A 25,575-nucleotide genomic window follows, 5' to 3' on the forward strand; every position below is an offset into this window, starting at 1 on the left:
GAAGAGTTTTATAAAATATTTTTGAAAGTTCTTTTATCACCGCCGATGATTTCCGTGGAAGACTTCGCTTTCCGCGGGTGACCCGTGAGCCTCCTCGTCGCTGCGCTCCTGTGGGAAGAAAAGCGGAAGGGCTTTGCTCAGAGGCTTTGGCATAAGGCGAAACGGCCACGAAGGCGTTCTTTGCCTTCTTGGACGAGTTGACTTATGACATTTGCCTCTAAGCCCTGTAACTGGACAAGTCTCACATTGGCCACTTCTCCCGCAGGAGTCTTCGTCTTCCACTCCAATCAACAGCTGGAACGATTAAGACTAAGAATAATTCATTATCAAAGATTTTTTGAATGTTGAGCTCCATGTTAGTGAATAATGTGTGACCAATTGATTTAACCAAAACTCGCATTCCAAATCCTTTGTTGCATGGCAGTCGTCCAATAGTGCAGCAAGGTGTATATTCCAAATAAGGGAATTTATGTTAGCATGATGAATAAATACATAGAAAAGAGGGGACATCATGGAGCCGATTTTATCGATTAGAGGGCTTAGGAAGAGTTTTGGGGTCAAGGAAGTATTGAAAGGTGTGGATCTGGAAATCCATAAGGGGCAGATTATTGGATATATAGGGCCAAACGGTGCAGGGAAGAGCACGACGGTGAAGATCATTCTTGGGCTGGAAGAGGGATATGCCGGAGAGGTGCGTCTTTTTGGGGAGGATATTTCCGGCCAGTCTGCAGTTTATAAAAAGAGAATCGGATATGTACCGGAAATGGCTGACCTGTATGACAACCTGACAGCCGAAGAATATTTGACGTTCATCGGGGAACTGTACGGGCTTGAAGCAGAAACTGCGGGGGAAAAGGCAGAGAAATTAGTGGAGCTATTTGGTTTGACCGAAGTTTATCAATCTCGAATAGCATCCTATTCCAAAGGGATGAAGCAGAAGATACTTATCATATCAAGTTTGCTTCACAACCCTGACATTCTCTTTTTTGACGAACCCATCAACGGGCTGGACGCGAATTCAGTGATGATTTTCAAAGAACTGCTCGCGCAATTGGCGGCTCAGGGAAAGACCATTTTCTATTCATCCCACATCATGGATGTCGTTGAAAAGATCAGTAACCGGATCATTCTATTGCATAATGGTTTGATTGTCGCGGATGGCAGTTTCGAAGAATTGAAGAATACGAACACTGAGGGGACGCTTGAAGAAATCTTCAATCAATTGACCGGATTTGATAAGCATAAAGAAACGGCGCAGCAGATTGTGTCGGTTGTTCAAGGGGTGTAAGGGATGAAGGGATTTCGTACACTTCTGTTTCTGGATTGGTTTCGGGTGATCTTTGTGAAAATGGGCTTCGACTATCCTGCTCTCCGCAGAATCCTGCAGGTGAAATTCATGATGGATCAGCGCAGGGTACCGACTGTATTTCAACAACAGGGGAAAAAGGTTAAGGAATCCAAAGACGAAAATCGGTTCATCAAATCACTGTGGATCTATGCTCTCTTCGGTCTGTTCATCATTCCTTTCGTTTTAATGGGAGAGAATTATATCTTTCAAATGAGCATTGCATTCGCTGTCATCATGTTCATCATCATGACGTCGATGATCTCGGATTTCTCGGTAGTCATATTGGACATCCGGGACAATACCATCTTATTTACTAAGCCGGTGGAGAAAAAGACAATCAGTCTGGCGAAGACCATCCACGTCTGTGTCTACCTGTTTTTCTTGACCGGGGCCATGACGGTCATTCCATTGATTGTGGCATTAATCAATCAGGGAGTTGGGTTTTTCCTGCTGTTCCTTGCGGGAATCATATTAACCGACATCTTGATTATCGTCTTCACCGCTTTACTCTATTACCTTATTTTAAAATATTTTGACGGGGAAAGATTAAAGGATATTATCAATTATGTGCAAATCGGCCTTTCGATTGGGCTGGCGATAGGCTATCAAGTAGTAGCGAGGTCATTTGAATTTGTCGATCTGCAGGTAACCTTCACAGCAGAGTGGTGGCAGATCTTTTTTCCTCCGATGTGGTTTGGTTCTCTGTTTGAATGGGGATTGAACGGCGGGGGCAGTCCTTTGATCATTCTGTTCTCGTTGATGGCGGTTCTTTTTCCGTTTGCAGCGTTGGGAGTCTACATCAAGATCCTTCCATCCTTTGAGAGGAATCTGCAGAAACTCAATACGCATGGGGGAAAGAAAAGCAGGAAGTCCAATGTGATTGGGAAAAGTCTCATGAAACTTATGTGCTACAGCAGGGAAGAACGCGCATTTTACCAATTTGCCCATTACATGATGAAAAATGAGCGGGAGTTCAAATTGAAAGTCTATCCCGGCCTTGGATTTGCCATCATCCTGCCGTTTATCTTTATCTTCAACCATATGACGTTGACTTCGTTTGAAGGTCTTTCTTCAAGCATGGTGTACTTGTCCATTTATGCGAGTTTGATCGTCATCCCGACAGTCGTCATGCAACTTGGGTATTCAGGGAAATATAAAGGATCTTGGATTTATAAGGTTGCACCTGTCGAAGAGCAAGCCCCGATTCATAAAGGCACCCTGAAAGCATTTCTTGCTAAACTATTCATTCCATTATATTTGGTGATGGCAGTATGCTTCATTTTCATTTTTGGCATGAAAGTACTTCCCGGGCTTATCATTGTGCTTATCAGTGCGTTCATTTATACAGTCGTTTGCTATAAATTATTAAGTGATGGCCTGCCTTTCTCAGAAAGTTTTGATGGAGTGAAGCAAAGTGATGGATGGAAGGTGCTGCCGTTTTATATTATCATCGGGGCATTTCTCGGTGTACATGTCTTATCATTGAAGTTTGATTATGGAGTTTATGTTTATTTAGTCCTTCTTTTGATTGTGAATTTCACTGTTTGGAAATGTTCATTTAAAGATTAGAGGAATTGGGTAAAAGAGCTGAGCATGCTGATCAGGGTGCTTAGCTCTTTTTCTTTGAAGTTAGAGAAAGGTAATAGGCACAATATTGGGCGGATGTCATATATATAGAAGAGCAGGCATTTGGGTTTGCGCTTAAACATTTCCTTTGACAAAGAAAGTTTCCCGAGTGCAATATAGACGTATAAGAAAAATGATGGGAGGAGTGGGTGTATGATGGATTGGTTTACAGCATTGAATCCGACTGTCCAGGCGCTGTTAGGCGGGACTTTGACATGGGGATTGACTGCGCTTGGTGCCGCAACGGTTTTCTTTTTTACAAAAATTGAGAAGCATACGATGAACATGATGCTCGGGTTCGCGGCAGGAGTGATGATTGCGGCGTCGTTCTGGTCACTGCTGGCACCGTCGATCGAGTTCAGTGAGCAGAACGGACAGATTCCATGGCTTGCCCCCGCAATCGGCTTTTTGCTTGGCGGCTTGTTTATCCGGCTCTTGGACTTTGTCGTTCCCCATCTTCATCTTGGTAATGCCCAGGATAAAGCGGAAGGGCCTCCGACAAAGTTTAAAAAATCCACATTGCTCTTTTTGGCCATCACCCTACACAATATTCCTGAAGGACTGGCGATCGGCGTAGCCTTCGGAGCAGCAGCTTTGGGTATTGGAGATGCGACGGTCGCCGGGGCAGTGGGTCTTGCGATCGGAATCGGCATTCAGAATATGCCTGAAGGAGCGGCACTGTCCGTTCCGCTTCGGGGAGAAGGGATGTCAAAGGCAAGGGCATTCAATTACGGTCAGATCTCCGCAATCGTGGAGCCGATTGCAGCCGTCGCAGGAGCAGCAGCCGTCATCCTGGTTCAGCCGATCCTGCCATATGCGCTTGCATTCGCTGCGGGAGCAATGATTTTTGTCGTCGTTGAAGAACTCATACCCGAATCACAATCCTCCGGAAGTACAGACCTTGCAACCCTTGGTCTGATGGCCGGCTTCGTGGTCATGATGATTCTGGATGTTTCTTTGGGATAGGAGTTGGAATTTTCAAGAGGCATGCATGGGTTGAGGTGCATGCCTCTTATTTAGTGTCCAAATTGAAAGAAAGATTCTAAACTGTCAGCGGCAATCTACTATGAAATCAATCCACGGTCCATTTCCTAAAACAAAGGAAAAACCTGGAAAACTATAGAATGTACATAGATAACCTATTAACAGACCTAAAGGAGTAAGCTATGAAAATTGGACTTGTCCGTCATTTTAAAGTGAAGAGAGGCTATCCGAATTCGATCGTGTCCTCTGAGGAATTAATGCAATGGGTAGAAGAGTATGAAGCTTCTGATGTGGAGGAAAACGAGGTCGACCTTGGCGGCATTGAATGGAAAGCGTGTTATTCCAGCAGTATGCAGAGAGCTCGAGTGACTGCGCAAAGAGTGTACGATGGTGACATTTTCTTTCTGGATGAATTAAGGGAAATTCCGCTGTCACCGCTCTTTCCACCCCCAATGAGAATTCCTTTGTTCATTCATTTACTTGCCATCCGGCTGGCATGGTGGTTCAATCATCCATCTCAGTCTGGAAGTAAGCGGGAGGTGCTGGAGAAAATAGACATAATCGCAGATAGAGTCATTTCAGAAGGTGAGGACGTGTTGATTGTCGGACACGGCGGGGTGATGATGTTTATGAGGAAGGCATTGATCAGGCGCGGATTTTCCGGCCCGTCATTTAAGAGACCGCATAATGGAGTGGTCTATATTTTTGAAAATAAAAAAGGGTGACCCGGTGATTCGGATCATCCTTTATATCTGTTTGATTCAACTTCGCAGCTTTTGCTAAATACTAGTTCTGAACCAGTAATAATATTTTGCCTTCATCCAGCTTTTCCTCGTACTGATCGGCTTCCTCTTTAGAAAAGCCCATCTCCTGTAATTGATTGCGCAATTCGTCGCCTTTGCTGAGAATCATGTTTCCCAGTGCCGTACCGATGCCCGTTTCCTTCGCACCGATTTCATTTGCATTTGCATTATCGGCTACTCGTTCCGTGCGGTCATCATCGTGCGATAATACATAAAGATTCTTTTTGTCTATACCTTGAGAAGATAATTTTTCCACTTCTGAAATTAATTCATTATCATTATAGAATTCTTTAACAGTCGGTTTCATATGAATCTCCTCCAATATCTTTTGTACTACAATCTTTCTTTTCCCGGCTTATGTTGATACTAAACATTGCCGGCTAAAACAGGATTTATGAATGGCAAAAAGGGAATACATAACGATAATCAGTTCATGCAGGAAAGGAAGGGCAGAGAAATGAAAGAATTTCATACTTTGGAATCCATTAAATACACTGTAGAAACCGAAAGAATGGTCCTTTTATATATCTCAAGACCAAATTGTTCGGTTTGTCATGCTTTATTGCCGCAGGTTGAAGAGGTGTTGAAGGGATACCCCGGGATTGTGTCCATTCATGCCGATGCAGAGGCAATACCTGAAATCGCCGGAGAGTACTCGATCTTTACGGTGCCCGTGCTGATTGTATTTATTGAAGGAAAGGAAATGTTGAGAAAAGCACGATTCGTTCCGATTGATGAATTAAACCATGGTCTGTCCAGGCTGGCAACTATGTTCGAATCTTAAACAAACGTTTGTTTAAGATTCTGGAAGCCTGATGCAGCAAGGGTTGATGAAGTTAAACATTTGTTTAAAGGGTTGAAACAGGATGGAATCATTATGTACCAAGGGGCTTCCTTACAGGCGGCTCTATTTTTGTGCTGAAAAATAAAAAATAAGGAAAATGAAACCAATTTCACCATGGAATCGACTAATATATACAGTAAAAGGGGGGAAGGCATTGAGAGAAGACCCGGGTCAATTAGAACTGCTTTATGAAAAGTACTTTCAAGACGTCTATCAGTATCTATTGTTTTTCACGAACAGCCAAAACGAAGCAGAGGATCTGACGCAGGAAGCATTCATCAGAGTGTTTAAAAGCTACCCTCTTTTTAATCATAAATCTTCCGTTAAAACATGGATCATTTCCATAGCGAAAAGGACTGCGATCGATCACTACCGGAAACGGAAATGGATATCCTTACTTCCTGAAACAATAGCAGATGTAATGAGAAGCGAGGAGGGCAATCCTCAACAACTCATTGAAGGGAAAGAAGAGTGGGAGGTGATACAAAGGGCACTCTTTACGTTAAAGCCGGATTACAGAAATGTTGTCATCCTGAGGGGACTGAAAGAGTATTCCGTCAAAGAAACGGCTGACATTTTGAATTGGAAAGAATCAAAAGTGAAAGTGGCTTATCATCGAGCGGTTAAATTATTGAAAGAACAGCTAGGCAGCTTAGGTGAAGGAGGGGTTATACATGAGCGGAAAATCAGATGATCAATTTCTTCAGCCCTTAAAAAACAGACCCGGACTCAATGGAAGGAAAGCATATAAAGATGAACTGAAAAATAAGCTGTTTCAGGAGAAAATGAAAGACAAACGATCATTCAGGGGATGGGTCCCGAATGTTGTAACGATTTTGCTTGTATTGATCGGTGGTTATTTTGCCATTGAATATCTTATGAGTGATGATGATCGATCATTGAGCAGCCGAGGTGTGCAGGAGCAGCCAGAGACAGTGGAACCTGTGCCGGAGGATAAAGCAGCACCGCAGGCAGAGCTGAATGAGGAATCGGCCGTACAGCTGCTGGGACGGGCATTTGCCCATTATTCTGTAGTGGTTAACAGCGGAGGAGGGGAAATGGACGGGACCTTCGCACATAATGATGAACAATATCGTTATTTAGAAGCAGACTTTGATACTCAAGAAAAAGTCATGGGGTTTTTGATGGAAACATTCACGAAAGAAGTTGCTGAGCAGATAATGGAAATGCACTCTTTTGTAGAAATCGACGGGCGGCTTGCACAGCCGGATGAGAATTTTTCAGGAAGTTATTTATGGCAGGATGCGGCAGCAGTAAAGATTGTCGATCCAAAAGGGAACACCTATGTCACCTTTGAAGTACCTGTTGAAAATGGAGAGAAGGATACAGAGATTTTCGATATTTCATTAAGCTATGTTGACGGCTGGAAGATTAATGGATTAATGCCGTTCTCCCCACCTTCAAGTGCAGAAATACCAAGTGATTCCAAGCAGCCGGTTTCCTCCGACTTCTCCTTGACCGATGAAGAAAGGGCAGTATATCAAGTATTCTCTGATGATCCAACTGAAGCCCACTTGAAAAACATGGACCCGGTCAGTATTGCTAAAATCTATGTTCAGGCTTCGCTTGATAAAAGACAGGACCTTCTCTATGAAATGTATACAGACCGTCCTGAATACATTGGATGGACGAAAGAAGAGCAGGCGTCATTTCCACCTGATACAAAGGAGAATGTTTTGCACACTTATAAAGGAATTGAAGAAGGAGAGTTCATTCAAAAGGATGACATCCACGGTTATGTAAGATTCGATAATGGCGGAGAAGGGAAAATGGGTTTCCAAATGGTCAAAGATGATGATGGCTACTGGAGTGTAGGATATATGCCTATTCAATAGAACCTTTCTGAAAAAGAGCTGCTGAAAAAAAGTAGCTCTTTTGTCATGTCCCAATGAATAGGTATATAATAAATAGTATACGCAATATTCACATTTATTTTTCCGGGGAAGGAGAGGAATCATGTTTAGGTTGTCCAGAGCGAATAAAGTGATTTTGACGATTGCAGCCCTTCTATTATTTATTGCAGCAAATCAGATGACGATTGTTCAGCACCTGACAGCGCGGATTGCCACCAAATTATATGTTGGCTTGAAGTACAACCATCTCGACCTGAAATACCAGGACGTGGAGTTTTCTCCGCAATTCGGAGATTATTCCGTTGCTTACAAGGATAAAGACGGCAGAGTCTATGGTTTCATGGTTGCCCCTAAATCAATGCCGGTCATCATCCTGCACGATCCACTTAATGAAAGTCCCTGATTTCATTTCTTCATTTTCCTGTCCGCAAAATCTTTTAATCTTTTATCTATTAATGTATAATACTCATTGAATTCAAATTAAATAAACGTGACCACAAGGGGAGCGATATGCTGAGAGTGAACGGCACTGCCTGTTCTGACCCTTCGAACCTGTTAGTTAGTACTAGCGTAGGAATGTGGACGATGGATAGGCTGTTGTGCCTGTTTATCGTTACTGTCTCTCCCTTATGGTTTCGTTTAGGAAATAAAGGGGAGATTTTTTTATGAAATCTTTAAGTCTAGTCGTGTTGATAGAGGCTTCGTTAATGGCTGCCTTTGCAATCATTCTTGATTTGCTGCCGTCTATCGATCTTTCTCCAAGCATTTCGATTTCCTTCTCGATGGTGCCGATCTTCATCCTGGCATTCAGAAGAGGCTTTAAAGCAAGTCTGTTGGCTGGATTTGTTTGGGGGGTATTGCAGGTTGCACTTGGCAACGCCTGGATCGTCACGCCTGTTCAAATGATCATCGAATACTTTATTGCGTTCACTTTCATTGGGTTTGCAGGTCTCTTTTTCCGCCGCATTCAGCAATCATTGCGTGCGGAAACGAAACGCAAACTATATATATGGGTAGTTGCAGCAACGGTTGTCGGAAGTGCAGCACGCTATTTCTGGCATTTCATTGCAGGCTTCATCTTCTTTAAAGAGTATGCACCGGACGGCATGTCCCCAGTTCTGTTCTCGCTTTTTGCAAACGGGGTGACGATGCTCGGATCGGCTTTGTTGTGTTCCATTGTTCTGATTTTCTTGCTTGCGACCGCTCCTCGTCTGATCAGACAGGGTGTGTCAGTGGATAGTCTGGAACGTAAAGCTTCATAATAGCATTGAAAGTGAACCGGTCCCTCTGGGGTTCGGTTCATTTTTTTATCAAGTAAATCGATCGTTTCCGATCACGAAAATGGCCAGACATCCGCTAATCCAAATTAATTCACAGTCCTCATTGCTTATAAGGATGCTTTTCCGATAAACTATACCTATTCAAAAAAAGACAGGTGTATGGAGAGATTCTTTTGGAAGCAAAAATGATAAGAAGGTACGATATAATGGAGGTTTGTCTGCTTGCCGGTAAAATTATGCTGCAGAGCGGTGCAGAGACGTATCGGGTGGAGGATACGATGATGCGGATCGCGGCTTCCTATGGGATAAAGGAGTCGCACAGTTATGTGACTCCGACAGGAATCATCTTTTCTATTGAAACCGATGAACCGACAAAGACGAAATTGATCCGTATTAATGAGCGCTCGACAGATCTTGAGAAAGTGACGCTGGTCAATGGGATATCTCGTAAAATCAGTTCCGGTCAACTGACGATTGAGGAAGCATACAGTGAACTGGAGATATTGGAGGGTGAGGATCACTCCTACCCGTTCCTTGTTCAAGTCCTCGCTGCTTCCATTGCAAGCGGGTGTTTTCTCATCATGTTTCTGGGGGTATGGGAAGATTTCATACCTGCATTTATTACCGGGGGTGCCGGATATATGAGTGTCATCTATTTACATCGGTTCGTTCCCATCAAATTCTTTGCAGAGTTTCTCGCTTCTTTCATCATCGGAATACTTTCCTTTGGTTTCGTCTATGTCGGAGCCGGACAGGAACTGGATAAGATCATCATTGGATCAGTCATGCCGCTGGTGCCTGGACTTCTCATCACAAACGCGGTGCGCGATCTGATGGCCGGTCATCTTGTCTCAGGGCTTTCCAAAGGAGCAGAGGCATTCCTGACTGCATTTGCCATCGGCACCGGTATAGCAGTTGTATTTATGATTCTTTAATAAGCGTCTGCCTTGTAGACGAGGGGGACGCAAATCCATCTAAACAGAAGGGAGAATTGGAAATGGTAATCCTTGAGCATTTAATGACAAGCTTCATCGCGGCAGCTGCTTTTGGCATCATCTTTAATGCGCCAAGGCAGTCATTATTCAAGTGTGGAATCGTCGGGATGCTTGGCTGGATCATTTATATGATCATGTACCTGAATGATATGGATGCCGTTCTGGCAACCCTTCTGGCTTCATTTGTCGTCGCGGTCATCAGTCAGGTGTTTGCCAAGATGTATAAAACGCCTGTCATCATTTTCAGTGTAGCCGGAATTATCCCGCTCGTACCGGGTGGACTTGCTTATGATGCGATGCGGAATTTTGTTCAGAACGACTATAACGCAGCAATCAATCTTGCTGCAAAATCTTTCATGATATCGGGCGCAATCGCCATCGGGCTCATCTTCTCTGAAGTCATCAATCAAATTATACGAAATGCCAGACTCAATGCAGGTGCACGCCGCATGCGTTGACGCTGATGAGACGGACCTTGGAAGCGGGGTCTGTTTTTTTTATTAGGTTTAATATTTTCGAGGACTGATCCTGCTGCGGGGGTGAAATAGACAGATGGACTGTAACTTTCTTCCACCACCACCGTCTAATGGAGAAATAGAATAAAAAGGTGGGTCAATCCTATGAAAAAGCCGTATCTTATGATCCTTGCAGGGGTGGTGCTGGTCGCGGCAGCCTTATTGTTTCTCTTTTACCAGCAGAAACCTGCCGTCATGGCAGAGGGAAGTGTGGATGGCAGTCTGGTCGTGATGCAGGATAATGAATGGAGTCTGCAATTTACTGATCCGGTAAAAAAGGACACGATTAATAGCAAGAATGTTATGGTGAAAGATTCGGAAGGAAATGAGGTGGATGTTTCATACGAACTGAGTGAAAATCGTAAAACTCTTACCATCCATCCGCCACCCGAAGGTTATCCTGGAGAACCCCGGCAGTTCACCCTTTCGATTTCTCCTGAAGTGAAAACGAAATGGGGCTTTGCATTCGGGGGAGATACAAACCTGATATTTACCGTCACGGAAGAGCTGCCTTCCTTTTCCTCACAGATAGAGCTTGCAAACTATTTTCAGACCATATTAAAGAGAGAAAGGATGAATAGGGAGGATTCGGAATTTCAGTTGTTTCGGCAGGAAGCTTCAGAATCCGCAGAAGATAAAGCTGCAGGTGATGCTGAAAGTTCCAGTTCCAGCCACTCCGAAACGAACAATCAGGTTCAAGGTGTAGACGAAGGGGATATCGTTAAAACCGATGGGACCTACATTTATCAAGTGATGAATCAGAATCTGGTCATTACAAAAGCTGTACCTGCCGGGGACATGAAAGTCGTTTCCTCAATCCCATTTGATCATGACGTCCAGCCGCGGCATTTATTTATGGGTGAAGACAAGATTGCTGTTATAGGGGACAGCTGGTCCCAGGAAGGGAAGGGGGCTGCTGAGAAAATCATGCCCCGTCCGATGAATGGTTCTTCAACGGTGATGATTTATGACATCTCCAATAAAGATAAACCAACCTTGTTAAGGACAGTGGAGGTTGAGGGACATTATGTGACCTCCAGAAAGATAAATGACACTCTTTATTTTGTATCCAATTTATATCCAGATTATTGGCTTGCCGACAAAAATCCAAAGATTGATTTAAGACCGAGGGTGAAAGACAGCCAGGAAGGTGAAGGATTCAAACCGATTCCTGCAGACAGCATCAACTATTTCCCTCAGTCGATCCAGCCTAATTTCACGATGATTTCAGCTCTTGATATTGAAGACCCAAAGGCTGATCTAACCGTACAGTCTTACCTGGGCAGTGGAAACAGCATTTACATGTCACAGGAAAACCTTTATATAGCAGTCGAGAAATTTGGCGACCCTGAAACTCTGGGCACTTCAAGTACGGAAGTATATAAGTTTGCAGTTGATGATTCAAGGATCACCTATCAGGCATCGGGGCAAGTACCGGGCAGGGTGCTGAATCAGTTTTCCATGGATGAACATGAAGGGTATTTCCGGATTGCAACAACAGATGGCGAGGTATGGAATGATATGAAGCCATCATCGAATGCGCTTTATATATTAGACGGCAATATGAAGAAATCAGGGGAAGTTTCGAACCTTGCCAGGGGAGAAAGGATTTATTCTGTCAGGCTCATGGGTGACAAGGCCTATATCGTCACCTTCAAGCAAGTGGATCCTCTGTTTGTCATAGATGCAGCAGATCCGGAAAATCCCGAAGTACTTGGAGAATTAAAGATTCCCGGCTTCAGCACTTATCTGCACCCAATCGATGAAAACCATTTGATCGGCTTCGGTTTCGATACAAAAATCATGGATGACGGCAAATCATTCAATAAGGAGCCGCGCATCATCCGGAATGGAATGAAAATATCGCTTTTTGATATCACCGATTTTAACCACCCAAAAGAATCTGACACAGAAATCATCGGCGGATCGGGTACGCATTCCTATCTGCTCGAAGATCATAAGGCACTCTTTCATGAGCCGTCCCGACATCTATATGGGTTCCCGATTTCAGTTTATCATGACAAAAAAGGAAGCGAATATGAACAGGTGTTTGACTACCAGGGAGCACTTCTGTATGAAATCACCCCGGATAAAGGCATTGAGTTAAAGGCGAAATTGTCCGAGGGGGAGGCTGGTGAAAAGGAAATCTATGAGACGTGGGAAAATAATATACAGCGGCTCCTCTATATCGATGATTACGTGTATACCTTATCCAACCGAAAAATTGACGCGTACTCATTGGATAATTTTAAAAAAGAAAGTTCACTGCTTGTTCAATGAATGAGTTGAAAGCCTCCAAACCGGTTGTTTGGAGGCTTTTCCCTTCTATCATAGGTAGAAATTCATCTGTTCTAAAACGTTTCACGTGGAACCTTTCGGGGGAATTCGAACAGGATCTGTGCTGAAATTCTTATTTACCCCCTTCAATATCTGCAACTTTCAAAAAAACAGTCTCCAAACTACCACCTCTAAGAAAAAAGCGATATCATGATACATATATACATATGATAAATATATTGAGTATGACGGTGTAAGGGGTGTGTTTCTTTGAGGGTTATCGGTTTTTTGAAACCTTATCGATTTGCGATGGGGATTGCCTGGGCACTGATGCTTGTGGAGCTCACGGTTGAGCTTTTGAATCCTTTATTCATGGCAAAAATCATTGATCAGGGAATCATGAAGGAAGATCTCGATGTGGTGCTCTTATGGGGCGGAATCATGGTGGGCATGTCGTTTCTTTCTTTTATTTCTGGTGTGGTGAACTCCTTTTTTGCCGCACATACGAGTCAGGGTTTCGGGTATGATGTGCGGGAAGACTTATATAAGAAAATCCAGTCGTTTTCGTATGCGAGTTTCAATAAACTGCCTGCTTCATCACTTATTACAAGGATGACGAATGATGTGAGGCAGCTTCAGAATACGATCTTTATGAGTTTGCGAATCATGCTGAGAGCCCCTTTGCTCGTGATCGGCTCCGCTATAATGGCATTGATTGTGGATGTAAAGCTTGCTCTGGTTTTGGTTGTCGTGATTCCTTTCCTGTGGATGTTTTTAGTATGGGTCCTCAAACGCGGCTGGAGTTTGTTTGAGAAAGTGCAGTCTCGGCTCGATCGGGTAAATGAGGTGATGAAGGAGAACCTTTCAGGCATCCGTCTCATCAAGGCATACACACGAGGGGAGTATGAAGAGAAACGGTTTCACGGGGCGAATGAAGATTTGAAAGGTAAGACGGTGAGCGCCCTGAGGTTTATGGAAATCATCATGCCTCTCCTGATGCTCGTCATGAACCTCGCTATCTTGATCATCTTATGGTCCGGAAGCATCGAAGTGAATACCGGGGGAGCCCAAGTGGGTGAAGTGGTAGCGGTCGTAACCTATGCCACCCGGATATCCTCCGTGTTTTCCATTTTCTCTTTCATTATCACGAGCTTCTCGAGAGCCCGTGCCTCTGCCGATCGAATTGAAGCGGTACTTCATACGGAGGTTGATTTGAGGGATGGTGAGGCTGCAGAAGAGAAAAACAAAGTCACAGGAGGAGAAATCACCTTTGACAACGTTTCCTTTCGTTATCCCGGGACGCGGGAGAAAGTTCTCAAGGACCTTTCATTTCATATAGAAGAAGGGGAGACCGTGTCTGTTCTTGGGGCGACGGGGTCAGGAAAATCCACTCTATTTCAGTTGATTCCGAGACTGTATGACATGACGGAAGGGGATATATTGATCGATGGACATCCCATGGGGACGATCACTCTCGATAATTTAAGAAAGAGTATAGGATATGTCCCTCAGGAAGCAGTTCTTTTCTCGGGGTCCATCAGGGAAAATCTATTGTGGGGTAAAGAGGAAGCGTCGGAAGAGGATATGGTCCGGGCAGCGAAGGATGCTCAAATCCATGAGACCATTAAAAACCTTACATTGGGTTATGACACTCCATTGGGGCAAAAGGGAGTGAATCTCTCGGGTGGTCAAAAACAACGGCTGTCGATCGCGAGGGCTCTTATCCGCAATCCGAAAATCCTTTTGCTTGATGACAGTACAAGCGCCCTTGATTTGACGACAGAATCCAAACTGCTGGAGGCAATCAGAACATATGAGTGTACGACGATCATCATTACGCAGAAAGTCAGTACCGCGATGGAATCAGATACCATCTTACTGTTGGAAGACGGAGTACTGATCGGAAATGGCTGCCATAATACGCTATTACAAGAATCAGTATTATACCAGCAAATTTATCAATCTCAATTTGGGGAGGGGGAGGCGCATCATGTCCAGGCATATGAGGAAGAAGCTCGGTAAAGACGACAAAGCGGGCGATATGAAAGGGACTCTCGGAAGGATATGGGTGTATCTCTCCAAGGTGAAAGGACTCCTCCTTCTGGTCATTTTGATGGTCATCATCAGTTCAGCCGCCTCGCTTCTCGGTCCATTTTTAGTGGGAAGGGCGATTGATGAATACATTGTCACGAATGAAACTGATGGTATCATCAGACTCCTTGCCGGTTTGATCATTGTCTATCTGCTCCATTCAGTGTCGGTCTGGTACCAGAATTATTGGATGATCGGAGTCGCGCAGGATACGGTCTACCGCCTCAGGAAAGACTTGTTTCACAGACTGCAGCTGCTTGCCATTCCTTTTTTTGATAAAAGAAAACATGGGGAGTTAATGAGCAGGATCACCAATGATATCGATAATGTAAGCAATACGTTGAACAGTTCATTCATCCAAATCATATCGAGTGTCCTGACACTTGCAGGGACGGTCGCGGTCATGCTCTGGCTCAGCCCGCTCCTCACCCTCATCACTCTTACGATCGTGCCGCTCATGGTATATGGGATGAAGTGGATCACGAAAAGGACAGGTCCCCTGTTCAAGCAGTATCAGCAGAATATCGGGGAAATGAATGGTTATATCGAAGAAACGATTTCCGGTCATAGCGTTATTAAGACGTTTTCCCGCGAAGACACAGCGATTGAAGAATTCGAAGCGAAAAATAAAAAACTACGTAAAGCTGCTTACTGGGCAGATACGTATTCCGGCTTCATTCCTAAACTGATGAACTTGCTGAATAATTTAAGTTTCGCCGTGATTGCCGGAATCGGCGGGATCCTTGCGCTCAATGACATGATCACCATCGGGGTGATTGTCATATTTGCTGAGTATGCACGACAGTTTACACGTCCCCTGAATGAGCTTGCCAATCAATACAATACATTATTATCTGCGATTGCCGGGGCGGAACGTGTATTTCAAATCATTGATGAAGAGGAAGAGGCAAAGGACGAGGGAGATGCAAAGGAAATCGATTCAGTCAGCGGCAGGATTGAATTTCAGAACGTTTCATTTTCTTACGGGGAAAATGATTTGACCCTCAAAGAGGTCGCGTTTTGCATCAATCCCGGGGATACCGTCGCCTTGGTAGGTCCGACGGGTGCAGGAAAGACAACGATCACGAATTTATTGTCGCGTTTTTATGAGCTTAATAAAGGCAGGATTCTGATTGATGGACAGGATATTAATACGATTACGCGTAAAAGCCTCCGCAGGGAGATGGGATTTGTTCTCCAGGACAGTTTTCTTTTTCAAGGGACAATCATGGATAATATCCGCTATGGCAGACTGTCCGCAACTGACGGGGAAGTGATCGAGGCGGCCGGGCTGGCAAATGCCCATTCCTTCATCAGAAAAATGCCTCAAGGATACCATACCGTTCTAAGGCAGGACGGCAGCGGGATCAGCCAGGGACAGAAGCAACTATTATCAATTGCACGTGCCATTCTATCCGACCCATCGATCCTCATCCTTGATGAAGCGACTTCAAGTATCGATACAATCACTGAACTGAAAATCCAGGACGCCCTCAAAACCTTGATGAAAGACCGGACATCCGTGGTGGTGGCGCATCGTCTCAATACAATCCGGCAGGCAGACCAGATCCTCGTACTTGATCAAGGAGAAATCATCGAAAAAGGGACGCATGAAGAACTTCTGAGACAGAAGGGCTTTTACCATGCACTCTATCACAGTCAATTGAAAGAAAGCAGTTAAACCAAAGCCCTTCCCGTATCGGATTTAAATCCGATACGGGAAGGGCTTTCGATTGTTCATATTGAAAAAGCCCCCGAAGAATGACCTCCGGGGGCTTTTGGCGAGGGCTGACGTTCCTGTCAGTACTCCCTCTGTGATGCCTTATATCGGACAAGGCATAATCTTGTAACTTGCAACATCACAAGTAATATATTTATATCTTTAAACGTATTCAGATAATAAACAGCCGCGGGCAATTCCTTGAGTCGTTTGATAAACCTAAACGACGTAAGCCCTACCTCTCTTACATCCTAACGGCTCCGAAGCCGATCCAGTGTGAATAAGTTGCATATCAAAACAGAATAGAATAACAAATTATCTGTTCTAGTCGTTTTAATTATGTCACAAGTTAACAATGATTAAATATATCATGTGCCCGCTGTTTTGTCAATATTATAATTCAAGTGTGTGCGGCGGGCCATCATCATCATTCATCAATCGTATTGTATCCGGACTGATTTTCAACACAATATAGTTGGGGTCGTCCTTTCCGTCAAACCACTTTTCCATATGGTCATTCCACAGTTTATCCTTGTACTCCCGGGATTCTTCGATAGATGCCCTGCCCTGGATTTCCACAAAAGTATCGCCATATCCTTCCCCTTCATATCCGAGGAGGATATGGACATTCGGATTCTTTTCGATTTCTTCCGTTTTATGTGTCTCTTTGCTTGTAGGAGTATAAAGAGTGAGATCATCATTAAAAAAAGTCATATAGCGGGAATGCGGTTTGCTGCCTTTCACCGTTGCCAGGGTTCCCACCTTGCTTTCCTCAAGAACCTTCAAGATTTGTTGTTTAAGTTCTGGTTGATTCATCCATGCCAACTCCTTATTCTGGTATACCCATACTATTCCTTAACAAAAGTAGAAATAAACATATGGATGTGTAAAGACAGAGCTGAGTTGGGTATAAAGAAATTAACAAGACAGACGCCTGTCCAGCCTCTGTTAATGCTTTGCAGCAGCGGAGGACGGCTATTAATGAAAAGGATGATGGAAGTGCTGCCGAAGGATCTGGTTGAACAGTGCAAGAAAAGAATGGAGCCATACAATTGTGAGGGATTTGTTTATGGACGCGGTCCGGAGAATCCTGAAATCATGATTGTGGGAGAGGCGCCTGGTGAAACGGAAATTCATAATGGCATTCCTTTCAGCGGAAGGGCGGGTAAGGTCCTGAACGATTTTTTTGATTATCTCGGTGTTTCCAGAGATGATATCTACTTTACATCAACCGTCAGGAGCAGACCTTACAAAATAGTCCCTAAAAAAGCGGGAGTGAATGGAGAAATCATACAGAAGAAATACAACCGGGCACCGAATATGAAGGAACAGATTGCTCATGCGCCGATCGTCGATTATGAAATCCGGCATATTAAGCCGAAGCAGATCGTGACCCTTGGCAACATCGGCCTGCAAAGATTATTGGGAAAAGACTATAAGATTTCAGAAGTCCACGGGAAGCTGATCCAAGCGCCGGTCCGTCAGCTCAAGGATATGGACACAAACGAATGGACGTTCAGTGAAAAGGAATACTCTATTTTTCCGACTTTCCATCCCGCTTCCATCTTTTATAATCGGTCCCTGCTTGAAAAAGTATATGAAGATTTGGATGGTCTGAAGAAAATATTACATAGTAAAAAGTGAGGAGGGGCATAGGAAGCTTTTTGAAAGCTTGTATGGTACTACCGGATAATCAGAAGGGAAAAATGGACTGAAGTCGTAAACCGACTTTCAGTCCATTTCAATGTTCAGACGGTCACTAGATCCCTACAAAACACAAAAAAAGTAAAAGGGATGACTCGCCAAGAGCCCATTTCAGTTGAATTCCGCCTTTTCACTTCTTATTCAAGTTCTCCTGCGCCATCTTCACTAATTCCTTGACCATATTCCCGCCCATCCGGCCGCCGATTTTCCCGGCTTGTTCAGACGTCAGTTTCCCGTTGTATCCATTATCCAGAAGGATTCCCTGCTCCCTGGCAGCTTCGAATTTTGCGTCTTTTGGGTCGCTTACTCCGGACACCTTTGCCTTCAGCTGATCCATTGCTTCCCGGGATTCCGGGACTAAAAGTTTTCGTCTCGACATTTATTAACCTCCTTTAGTTATTAGGTTGCCCAAAAAATTTTTTTATACAGGCCGGGTCTTGGTATATAAGGGTTTTGGAGTATAACGGCTTTTCTACGGAGAAAAAAAGATTGTCTAATTTGTGTCAAATAAAATATAATTCATAATAGTTAGATAAATTTTGGGAGAAAAGGGGGAAACACTGTGGAAGAAATTGTAGGCAAATTGGTGGGTATTCTTTGGTCACCCGTAATGATTTACTTTTGTTTAGGTGTAGGTCTTTTATTTTCTATCTTAACAAGGTTTTTGCAGGTGCGTCTCATTAAGGATATGGTGGTTCAGATGTTCAAGGGGAGCAGCTCGAAATCAGGCGTATCCTCATTTCAGTCCCTTGCACTTTCCTTGTCGGGACGTGTAGGAACGGGAAATATTGCAGGTACAGCAACCGCCATCGCATTCGGTGGCCCGGGAGCGGTATTCTGGATGTGGACCATCGCTTTCATCGGGGCGAGCAGTGCCTTCATCGAATCGACCCTTGCACAGATTTACAAAGTAAAACAAGATGGGGAGTATCGCGGTGGCCCGTCCTATTACATCGAAAAAGGGATCGGGTGGAAGTGGTATGCGGTATTATTCTCATTGGCTACGCTGCTTGCGATAGGGGTATTGATGCCGGGGATTCAATCGAATTCCATTGCACAGGGACTTGATAATGCATTTGGTCTCAATACGTCTGTTACCGGCATCGGGCTAGTCATTCTTCTTGCCGTGATCATCTTCGGGGGCGTCAAGCGCATAGCCGGCGTAGCTTCCTACGTAGTTCCTTTCATGGCGATTGCTTATATTCTATTGGCCTTAGTAATCGTGGGAATGAATATCTCAGAGATTCCTGCTGTCATTTCACTTATTTTCAGAAGTGCATTTGGAGCCGACGCAGCATTCGGCGGAATCATCGGAAGCGCAATTGCATGGGGTGTAAAGCGCGGAGTTTACTCCAACGAAGCAGGTCAAGGTACAGGGCCTCACCATGCAGCAGCCGCTGAAGTATCTCACCCGGCCAAACAAGGTCTGGTTCAGGCGTCTTCGGTTTATATCGATACGCTGCTTGTATGCTCGGCAACGGCATTCATGATCCTATTCACAGGTGCCTACAATGTAGAAAAGCCTGATGGAACTGCCATTGTCACGAACCTTGAAGGAGTCGAAGCAGGTCCTGCTTATACGCAGGCTGCGATCGAATCGGCCATTCCCGGTTTCGGTGCCGGATTTGTAGCGATCGCTCTATTCTTCTTTGCTTTTACAACGATCATGGCGTACTACTATATGGCTGAAACAAATGTGGCGTATTTATTAAAAGGCAAGAACGCCAAACCAGCCATTTTCCTGCTAAAATTAGTTCTGCTGGGAGCCACTTTCTACGGGGCTGTCAAAGAAGCTGCACTTGCCTGGGCTCTTGGGGATATCGGCCTTGGAATCATGGTATGGCTGAACCTGATTGCCATACTTATCCTTGCAAAACCTGCACTTCGTGCGCTGAAGGATTACGAAGAACAGAAGAAGCAGGGGCTTGATCCAGTCTTTAACTCCACAAAGCTCGGTATCAAAAACGCTGAGTACTGGGAACAGGAATATAAAGTGGATAAAGAAGAAAATGCTTCATAACTAGTTAGGTAACCTGCTGCATGATTATCAATGCAGCAGGTTTTTTTGTATTTGATCAGGATTGGTTATCAGGCATCTTTTGGGAACAGGCCCGAAGACAGAACAGCATCAGGGAACCCGGTATATTCTGATTGGTTTAATGGGACAAAATCTTTGAGTACTGGGAATAGATTGATTATCATAGAAGAAAGTCAATGTCGGCAGAGGAGGATTCAAGTGGATTTATATGAATCATATATTCAACATGATCGTCAGCGTGAATTAGTCAAATTAGCAGGAAAGCTCGCAAATACATTTTCTGCACGTGCTGAAAGGTTTGACAGGGAAGATGCTTTCCCTTTTGAAAATTACTCTGACTTAAAGAATTCCGGTTATGTATCATTGAGTGTACCGAAAGAATACGGTGGAGAAGAGATTAGTTTATATGAATTTGTCATGCTTCAGGAAAGACTGGCCACCGGGGATGCGGCGACAGCGTTGTCGATCGGGTGGCATCTGGGCAGTCTGATGGAACTCACTGAAAGTCGACCATGGAAAGAAGAAGTATTTAAGAGCATCTGTACCAAAATTGTGAACGATAAAGCCTTGATTAACCGTGCTGCAACAGAACCTGCAACAGGCAGCCCTACACGCGGCGGCCTTCCGGAAACAAATGCGGTGAAAACGGAAAAAGGATGGGTGCTGAACGGACGGAAAACATTTACCTCGATGGCCAAAGCACTCGACTATTCATTGGTTTCTGCACGGCTTGAATGTACGAAAGAAAAAGGCTTCTTCCTAGTCGATCATTCCCTTGAAGGCGTTTCGATTGATGAAACGTGGGATACCATCGCCATGAAAGGAACCGGGAGTGACGATCTCGTACTTGAAGACGTGCCCCTTCCTTCCAGTGCATTGGTCGAGCGGGACAGCAATGGAAATGACAAGGGGGGAGAACTTCCGAAAGCGTGGCTGCTGCATATCCCTGCTTGTTATATAGGGGTAGCGATTGCTGCACGGAATGAAGCGATCCAATTTGCCAAGGAATACTCTCCTAACAGCTTGCCCGGACCGATTAAGGATGTCCCGGAGGTTCAAAGGAAAATCGGGGAGATTGAATTGGAGCTCTTCAAGGCAAGGCAGATTCTGTATTCTGTCGCCGATAAGTGGGATAAAGAGCCGGAGAAGCGAGTATCAATGGCGGCAGAGCTTGCTTCTGTTAAGCATATCGTAACGAACAGCGCCTTTCATATCGTAGACACCGCTATGAGAATCGTCGGCGCCAGGAGTCTGTTCAGGTCTAACCCAATGCAGCGGTATTACAGGGATGTGAGGGCCGGTCTTCATAATCCCCCTATGGATGATATGGTCATTTCCATGCTAGCCCGTCAAGCTTTGGGCGAATGACTATTTAATAGAAAAGGATCGCTTCCCGTGAACAATCCCGAGGCGATCCTTTTACTTTTCCAATGACTTCTCCAACACATTTTTATGCTGTTTTTCAAGTACATGCAGTTCGTTTAATTCTTCCAGCAAATCATGAACAGACAAAAGCTCATAAAGTAAAATGGTTTCACAGGAAAAATGCTGCCTGATCGATTGAAATGGCTTGCTGTTCAGTTCATCATGATCCTCCCAGAACTCCTGCAGCAGCTCTTTCATCAAAATGAAATGCCCGTCCTGCATGTGATAGGATGGATGGTGCATAATGCTTTTAAGAGACTGAACCGCCTGAAGAATCTTGTCCTTCTCCTGGCGGGTGAAGGACTCATTCTGAACAGGCAGATAAATCAAATTACCGATGTGAAAATGGATTTGCCGTAAAAGATTGAGCTTTTTGAATTGATAATGAAGGTAGCGCATTTCTTTTCGGCTGGAACGGTGAAGCTTCATTTCCTTTTTCTGATATTCACAAAGGGTATCCGTCTTATCGATTTCACGGGTGATGTCATTGAAAATAAATTTTGTATCACGGTGCAAGGAATGACCTTGAAGTACTTCTATCCCTCTCTTTTCCAAAAGATTCCCTGTTTTCACATATAAATCATGAAGGTTCCTGCTGATGATGGTTGAATATTTCGGAGGCAGGATCCATAAATTCACCAATGTAGAAACAATCAAACCTAAGCTGGTTGTCCCAAGTCTGATAAAAAATGTCGCTATGTAGTGATCGTGGATAGTCGGAATCATGGCAATTCCAGTCAATGTCGCGACGAGTATCCCTGCATCCAGCCGAAGCTTATGGCAGGTAATGATCGTCATGATAGCAACGAGCGCATATGTAATGGCGTGATCTCCAAGCAATGGAGAAATGATGACAGCGAATAATGCGCCAATTGCCGAAGCAGGAAATCGTATGAATGCTTTCTTGATGGAGTCCGCTGCTGTAGGCTCAATGGTCACAATAGCTGTTATGACCGCAAACATTGCCGGCCAATTTAATAGTTCGCAAATAAAAGCGGTTAGAAAAACCGCAATTCCTGTCTTAGCGATTCTTCCTCCTGCAAATCTGAACTTTTTTAAGAAATCCATCGTTTATTACCCTTTCTGTAGAGAACACTTCTGAATTCATTATAAAGAAGTTTAGGAAGAAAAGAAAAAGGACTTTGTAAATACAAAAAAGAACTGCCCTAAAAGAACAGTTCTTACTTATGAGATTATCTAAGAGGAAGCGGACGCAGTAAAATTCTAATCGCCTTAGGCATTAGATTTTCAATCTGGGCCTCTTTCAAATACTTGAACATTTGTTTCCCGGCAACAGAGTTTGCCGAGTGAATCGTGATGAATTCAGCGAATAATTTGTACTTAACCATGTAGTGTACGAGCATAAGACCGTTTCTCGTTTTGCATTCTAAGTCATGATCCAATGAAAGATGAGAGATTGAATGCCTCTCAAGCAGGTCAATACATTCATCAATGTCTTTCGCCAGAATGTAGCCTTGGGGACAGTGTCGATAGTCATCTAAAAACACATTTACTGTCATAGTTATTCTACTTTCGTTGATTTGACTTATCTTCACCTTAACAAACATAGGGACATACTTATATAGGTATAAAGGATCATGGAGTGTGTAACACTATTTTACAAGTATGATATATTCCTCGCAGTGTAAGTCTGTATATCTGTTGAAACGTAATGGAGTAGAGAGATTCTTGAAGAAAAAATCCTTCTTCGTGCCCCGATCCCTTCTATCTATTTTCAAGCAGCTGTAGTAACAGATCTGGACGGTCTGTGATAATGCCGTCAGCACCGGCTTTAATCAGCTGTTCCATTGTGTATGGATCATTCACTGTCCAATAGTGTACAGGAATGTTCAAACGATGAGCCCCCTTGATGAATAAGGGATCAGTTAAATCGTCTTCACCTTTTTCGAGCGGAAGCTGAAACGAGTGAACGTTCGTTTTATAAAGATTCCGCATGAAAAGTTTGTGTAATATAACAAATTTTTTAACTTCTTGTGTCCCGCCCTGCACGGCAACACGTCCTTCAGAGCGTTTTAGAAAGTGATCGATGATGGCCTGGTCGAAAGATGCGATCAGAACATTCTTTTCCATTTCGTATTCTTCAATCAGTGTCATTAATTTTTTCGTGATTTCATCCAGCCTTTCAGGCGGATTGTCATCCTTGATTTCGATGTTCATCTTTATATGGGGAAAACGCTGAAATACTTCTTCCAGAGAAGGGATATAAACTCCTTTGCCGCGAAAAGAGTATTCGCCCTCAGGATCCTGAAACGCATAACCTGCGTCCAACCGCTGCAGTTCTTTTAATGTGTAATCAGCAACGAATCCCCTTCCGTCAGTAGTGGCATCGACAGTGGGATCATGAATGGTCACAAGATGTCCGTCCCGGGTGATATGTATATCCATTTCAATCACATCTACACCTAGATTTTCAGCATGTTGAAAGGCTTCTATTGTATTTCCAGGAGCAAGAAGCTTGCCGCCTTGATGGGCAATCACAAGCGGTTCACTATGTTCATCGGCAAAGAACGGAGGGGTTTGTCCTTTTTCCGGAGGCATCCAATACGCAATGATGAAGAAAAAAATCGTGAAAAGGATAATCGAGATCACGTAGATTGGTTTTGAGGATTTTGTAATGGAAGTGATGGATTTAAGATTCATAGAATGTCATCCTTTATTTTAAGTAGTTCGAGTGAATTCTTCTTCCTTAATATCTATTAAGGGAGGCGGTCGGAAATGAATGGTTTTTAAAATATAATCCGCTGACGATTTCAGAAGAACATGTAATGTATTCAATCTTTAGCCTAAGTAAAAAAATTCACCTCAGCATGAGAGTTATAAATGTATTTACTTTATATAGTAAAAAAATTACTTTTTGAAGAAAAAATGATTGATTTAAAGCGTAATATATATTACTCTATAAAGTAAGGAGGCGCTTTCATATGCAGGATAACTTATCATTGAATGTTTCATTGCTTCGCCGCCGTGTCCCCAATTTAACGACAGCCGCTAAAGCAGTCGGGTTGAGGCCGGCAACAGTGTCAAATCTTTGTACCGGTAAAATATCGGTCGGGCGTGCAGAAGTAAGAACGCTGGTTACATTAGCAAATCTGGCACATTGTTCACTGGATGAATTGATTATTCAAGGAGGGAAATTAAGTATGATTGAAACGGGAATCAAGCCGATTGATTTATTTGCTCCTATCGTGAAAGGCGGAATCAATGGATTTGTTGCAAGGGCTCAGGTCGGCCAATTGGTCGTCCTGGCTGAGATTACACAAAATTTAAAAGAAAAGGGATTTGAGACGATCCTGCTTACTCCTGACCGGGAATTTACGGGTATGAGCGATCTTGAAGGCTTTGTAGACGTAAAGGTGCATTCAGCCGAAGACGCTTTTGCTGAAGTATCTTTGAGGGACGATAAAGAAAAACTGGTGCTCCAGGTTGATCGGTCCATTGTGGTTTCCGGGGATCTGTACGATTTAAGAGAACGGTTTGAAGCGGAAGGCTTTCCTGAAATCACGACGATTTTATTCGATCCCAGCGGAACGGCAGTGGATGAAGATGACCCGTATGGTCCTCTTGATACACTGTGCTACTTCGATATCGATCTCGCCAGCAGGGGCATCTATCCCGCCATCCACCCGGTTCAGTCGACCTCTATATTAGTGGAAGAAGACAGTCTGGAGGATCGACACACTGCCGTAAACCGGAATGCGAAAAAACTTCTTAGACGCTACAAAGAAATCCGGGTTCTATTAAACTCACTGGGAAAAGAGAAGCTTCCCGAAGCAGATTTTGAGCTTTATAAGATCGGGGAGAGACTGGAAGCCTATCTCAGTCAGCCGTTTTACGTGGCGGAAGAATTTACGCGCATCAAAGGAGCACGGGTATCCGTAAAGGAAAGCATCACAGACATTGAAAAAATCCTTTCAGGTGATTACAATCATCTCAAACCTTCGGAATTAAAGTTTAAAGGAAAAGTAAGCTAGAAATCGGGGTAGAGACAGTCCTTGCCCATTACTATGGAGTATTCAATAAAATAGAGGAA

24 protein-coding genes and 1 riboswitch are annotated in these 25,575 nt (G+C 43.9%); of the genes, 18 read left to right on the forward strand and 6 right to left on the reverse strand.

The features are described 5' to 3' along the window. Positions 1 to 511 precede the first annotated feature (511 nt). The 4 genes from V6B33_RS13735 (at position 512) to V6B33_RS13750 (ending at position 4,683) form a co-directional block, all read left to right on the forward strand. Positions 512 to 1,288: an ABC transporter ATP-binding protein gene (locus V6B33_RS13735; RefSeq protein WP_334218323.1), complete on the forward strand. Its 777-nt coding sequence runs from the start codon at positions 512 to 514 to the stop codon at positions 1,286 to 1,288. 3 nt (positions 1,289 to 1,291) lie between these two features. Then, positions 1,292 to 2,917 carry a hypothetical protein gene (locus tag V6B33_RS13740; protein ID WP_334218324.1) on the forward strand — a complete coding sequence of 542 codons (1,626 nt, stop codon included), beginning with the start codon at positions 1,292 to 1,294 and terminating at the stop codon, positions 2,915 to 2,917. Positions 2,918 to 3,127: 210 nt separating this feature from the next. Beyond that, a complete protein-coding gene (locus tag V6B33_RS13745; protein ID WP_334218325.1) occupies positions 3,128 to 3,940 on the forward strand; it encodes a ZIP family metal transporter in 813 nt (270 codons plus the stop codon). Between the two features lie 200 nt (positions 3,941 to 4,140). Beyond that, positions 4,141 to 4,683 (forward strand): histidine phosphatase family protein, encoded by a 543-nt coding sequence (locus V6B33_RS13750; RefSeq protein ID WP_334218326.1) that lies wholly within the window; start codon positions 4,141 to 4,143, stop codon positions 4,681 to 4,683. Positions 4,684 to 4,744: 61 nt separating this feature from the next. On the opposite strand, the gene V6B33_RS13755 is transcribed toward V6B33_RS13750, so the two are convergent. Continuing rightward, a complete protein-coding gene (locus tag V6B33_RS13755) occupies positions 4,745 to 5,068 on the reverse strand; it encodes a general stress protein (RefSeq protein WP_334218327.1) in 324 nt (107 codons plus the stop codon). 150 nt (positions 5,069 to 5,218) lie between these two features. Between V6B33_RS13755 and V6B33_RS13760 the strand changes: the two genes are divergently transcribed. The 10 genes from V6B33_RS13760 to V6B33_RS13805 all read left to right on the forward strand — a co-directional run bounded on the left by V6B33_RS13760 (position 5,219) and on the right by V6B33_RS13805 (position 16,318). Next, positions 5,219 to 5,545, forward strand: a complete 327-nt coding sequence (locus V6B33_RS13760) for a thioredoxin family protein (RefSeq protein ID WP_334218328.1) — start codon at positions 5,219 to 5,221, stop codon at positions 5,543 to 5,545. A 214-nt stretch (positions 5,546 to 5,759) separates the two neighbouring features. Then, a complete protein-coding gene (locus V6B33_RS13765) occupies positions 5,760 to 6,299 on the forward strand; it encodes an RNA polymerase sigma factor (protein ID WP_334218329.1) in 540 nt (179 codons plus the stop codon). Next, positions 6,280 to 7,461, forward strand: a complete 1,182-nt coding sequence (locus tag V6B33_RS13770) for a DL-endopeptidase inhibitor IseA family protein (RefSeq protein ID WP_334218330.1) — start codon at positions 6,280 to 6,282, stop codon at positions 7,459 to 7,461. The genes V6B33_RS13765 and V6B33_RS13770 overlap by 20 nt, the downstream gene beginning before the upstream one ends. A 121-nt stretch (positions 7,462 to 7,582) precedes the next feature. Then, on the forward strand, positions 7,583 to 7,882 hold the full coding sequence (locus tag V6B33_RS13775) for a hypothetical protein (RefSeq protein WP_334218331.1): 300 nt from the start codon (positions 7,583 to 7,585) through the stop codon (positions 7,880 to 7,882). A gap of 86 nt (positions 7,883 to 7,968) precedes the next feature. Beyond that, a riboswitch (TPP riboswitch) is annotated at positions 7,969 to 8,073 on the forward strand. A gap of 71 nt (positions 8,074 to 8,144) precedes the next feature. Further along, the gene (gene thiT / locus V6B33_RS13780) at positions 8,145 to 8,741 is read left to right on the forward strand and encodes an energy-coupled thiamine transporter ThiT (RefSeq protein ID WP_334218332.1); all 597 of its coding nucleotides are present in this window, start codon (positions 8,145 to 8,147) and stop codon (positions 8,739 to 8,741) included. 203 nt (positions 8,742 to 8,944) lie between these two features. Beyond that, positions 8,945 to 9,694 (forward strand): threonine/serine exporter family protein, encoded by a 750-nt coding sequence (locus V6B33_RS13785; RefSeq protein WP_334218449.1) that lies wholly within the window; start codon positions 8,945 to 8,947, stop codon positions 9,692 to 9,694. A gap of 62 nt (positions 9,695 to 9,756) precedes the next feature. Further along, on the forward strand, positions 9,757 to 10,212 hold the full coding sequence (locus tag V6B33_RS13790; protein ID WP_334218333.1) for a threonine/serine exporter family protein: 456 nt from the start codon (positions 9,757 to 9,759) through the stop codon (positions 10,210 to 10,212). 162 nt (positions 10,213 to 10,374) lie between these two features. Continuing rightward, positions 10,375 to 12,549, forward strand: coding sequence for a beta-propeller domain-containing protein (locus V6B33_RS13795; RefSeq protein WP_334218334.1), 2,175 nt, complete (start codon positions 10,375 to 10,377; stop codon positions 12,547 to 12,549). A 306-nt stretch (positions 12,550 to 12,855) separates the two neighbouring features. After that, positions 12,856 to 14,568, forward strand: a complete 1,713-nt coding sequence (locus V6B33_RS13800) for an ABC transporter ATP-binding protein (RefSeq protein ID WP_334218450.1) — start codon at positions 12,856 to 12,858, stop codon at positions 14,566 to 14,568. Continuing rightward, complete coding sequence (locus tag V6B33_RS13805) at positions 14,537 to 16,318, forward strand: ABC transporter ATP-binding protein (RefSeq protein WP_334218335.1); 1,782 nt, start codon at positions 14,537 to 14,539, stop codon at positions 16,316 to 16,318. Before V6B33_RS13800 ends, V6B33_RS13805 begins: the two co-directional genes overlap by 32 nt. 432 nt (positions 16,319 to 16,750) lie before the next feature. Here the strand turns inward: V6B33_RS13805 and V6B33_RS13810 are convergent, their stop codons facing one another. Next, positions 16,751 to 17,173, reverse strand: coding sequence for a pyridoxamine 5'-phosphate oxidase family protein (locus V6B33_RS13810; protein ID WP_334218336.1), 423 nt, complete (start codon positions 17,171 to 17,173; stop codon positions 16,751 to 16,753). Between the two features lie 174 nt (positions 17,174 to 17,347). Here V6B33_RS13810 and V6B33_RS13815 point away from each other — a divergent pair, with 174 nt between their 5' ends. After that, positions 17,348 to 18,001, forward strand: a complete 654-nt coding sequence (locus tag V6B33_RS13815) for a uracil-DNA glycosylase (RefSeq protein WP_442915535.1) — start codon at positions 17,348 to 17,350, stop codon at positions 17,999 to 18,001. Positions 18,002 to 18,191: 190 nt separating this feature from the next. Here V6B33_RS13815 and V6B33_RS13820 read toward each other — a convergent pair whose 3' ends face one another. After that, the gene (locus V6B33_RS13820; RefSeq protein ID WP_334218338.1) at positions 18,192 to 18,440 is read right to left on the reverse strand and encodes an alpha/beta-type small acid-soluble spore protein; all 249 of its coding nucleotides are present in this window, start codon (positions 18,438 to 18,440) and stop codon (positions 18,192 to 18,194) included. Positions 18,441 to 18,671: 231 nt separating this feature from the next. Here V6B33_RS13820 and V6B33_RS13825 point away from each other — a divergent pair, with 231 nt between their 5' ends. Beyond that, positions 18,672 to 20,081 (forward strand): alanine/glycine:cation symporter family protein, encoded by a 1,410-nt coding sequence (locus V6B33_RS13825; protein ID WP_442915536.1) that lies wholly within the window; start codon positions 18,672 to 18,674, stop codon positions 20,079 to 20,081. A gap of 216 nt (positions 20,082 to 20,297) precedes the next feature. Further along, on the forward strand, positions 20,298 to 21,467 hold the full coding sequence (locus tag V6B33_RS13830) for an acyl-CoA dehydrogenase family protein (protein ID WP_334218340.1): 1,170 nt from the start codon (positions 20,298 to 20,300) through the stop codon (positions 21,465 to 21,467). Positions 21,468 to 21,518: 51 nt separating this feature from the next. On the opposite strand, the gene V6B33_RS13835 is transcribed toward V6B33_RS13830, so the two are convergent. The 3 genes from V6B33_RS13835 to V6B33_RS13845 all read right to left on the reverse strand — a co-directional run bounded on the left by V6B33_RS13835 (position 21,519) and on the right by V6B33_RS13845 (position 24,185). After that, positions 21,519 to 22,592, reverse strand: coding sequence for an aromatic acid exporter family protein (locus V6B33_RS13835; protein ID WP_334218341.1), 1,074 nt, complete (start codon positions 22,590 to 22,592; stop codon positions 21,519 to 21,521). Between the two features lie 125 nt (positions 22,593 to 22,717). Further along, the gene (locus V6B33_RS13840) at positions 22,718 to 23,044 is read right to left on the reverse strand and encodes a cyclic-phosphate processing receiver domain-containing protein (RefSeq protein WP_334218342.1); all 327 of its coding nucleotides are present in this window, start codon (positions 23,042 to 23,044) and stop codon (positions 22,718 to 22,720) included. A 205-nt stretch (positions 23,045 to 23,249) separates the two neighbouring features. Continuing rightward, a complete protein-coding gene (locus V6B33_RS13845) occupies positions 23,250 to 24,185 on the reverse strand; it encodes a glycerophosphodiester phosphodiesterase (RefSeq protein WP_334218343.1) in 936 nt (311 codons plus the stop codon). 281 nt (positions 24,186 to 24,466) lie between these two features. Here V6B33_RS13845 and V6B33_RS13850 point away from each other — a divergent pair, with 281 nt between their 5' ends. After that, positions 24,467 to 25,516, forward strand: a complete 1,050-nt coding sequence (locus V6B33_RS13850; RefSeq protein WP_334218344.1) for an ATP synthase beta subunit C-terminal domain-containing protein — start codon at positions 24,467 to 24,469, stop codon at positions 25,514 to 25,516. Positions 25,517 to 25,575 lie beyond the last annotated feature (59 nt).

This window comes from Mangrovibacillus sp. Mu-81 (genome assembly GCF_036867415.1).
In the GTDB taxonomy this organism is placed as follows: Bacteria; Bacillota; Bacilli; order Bacillales; family Bacillaceae_B; genus Rossellomorea.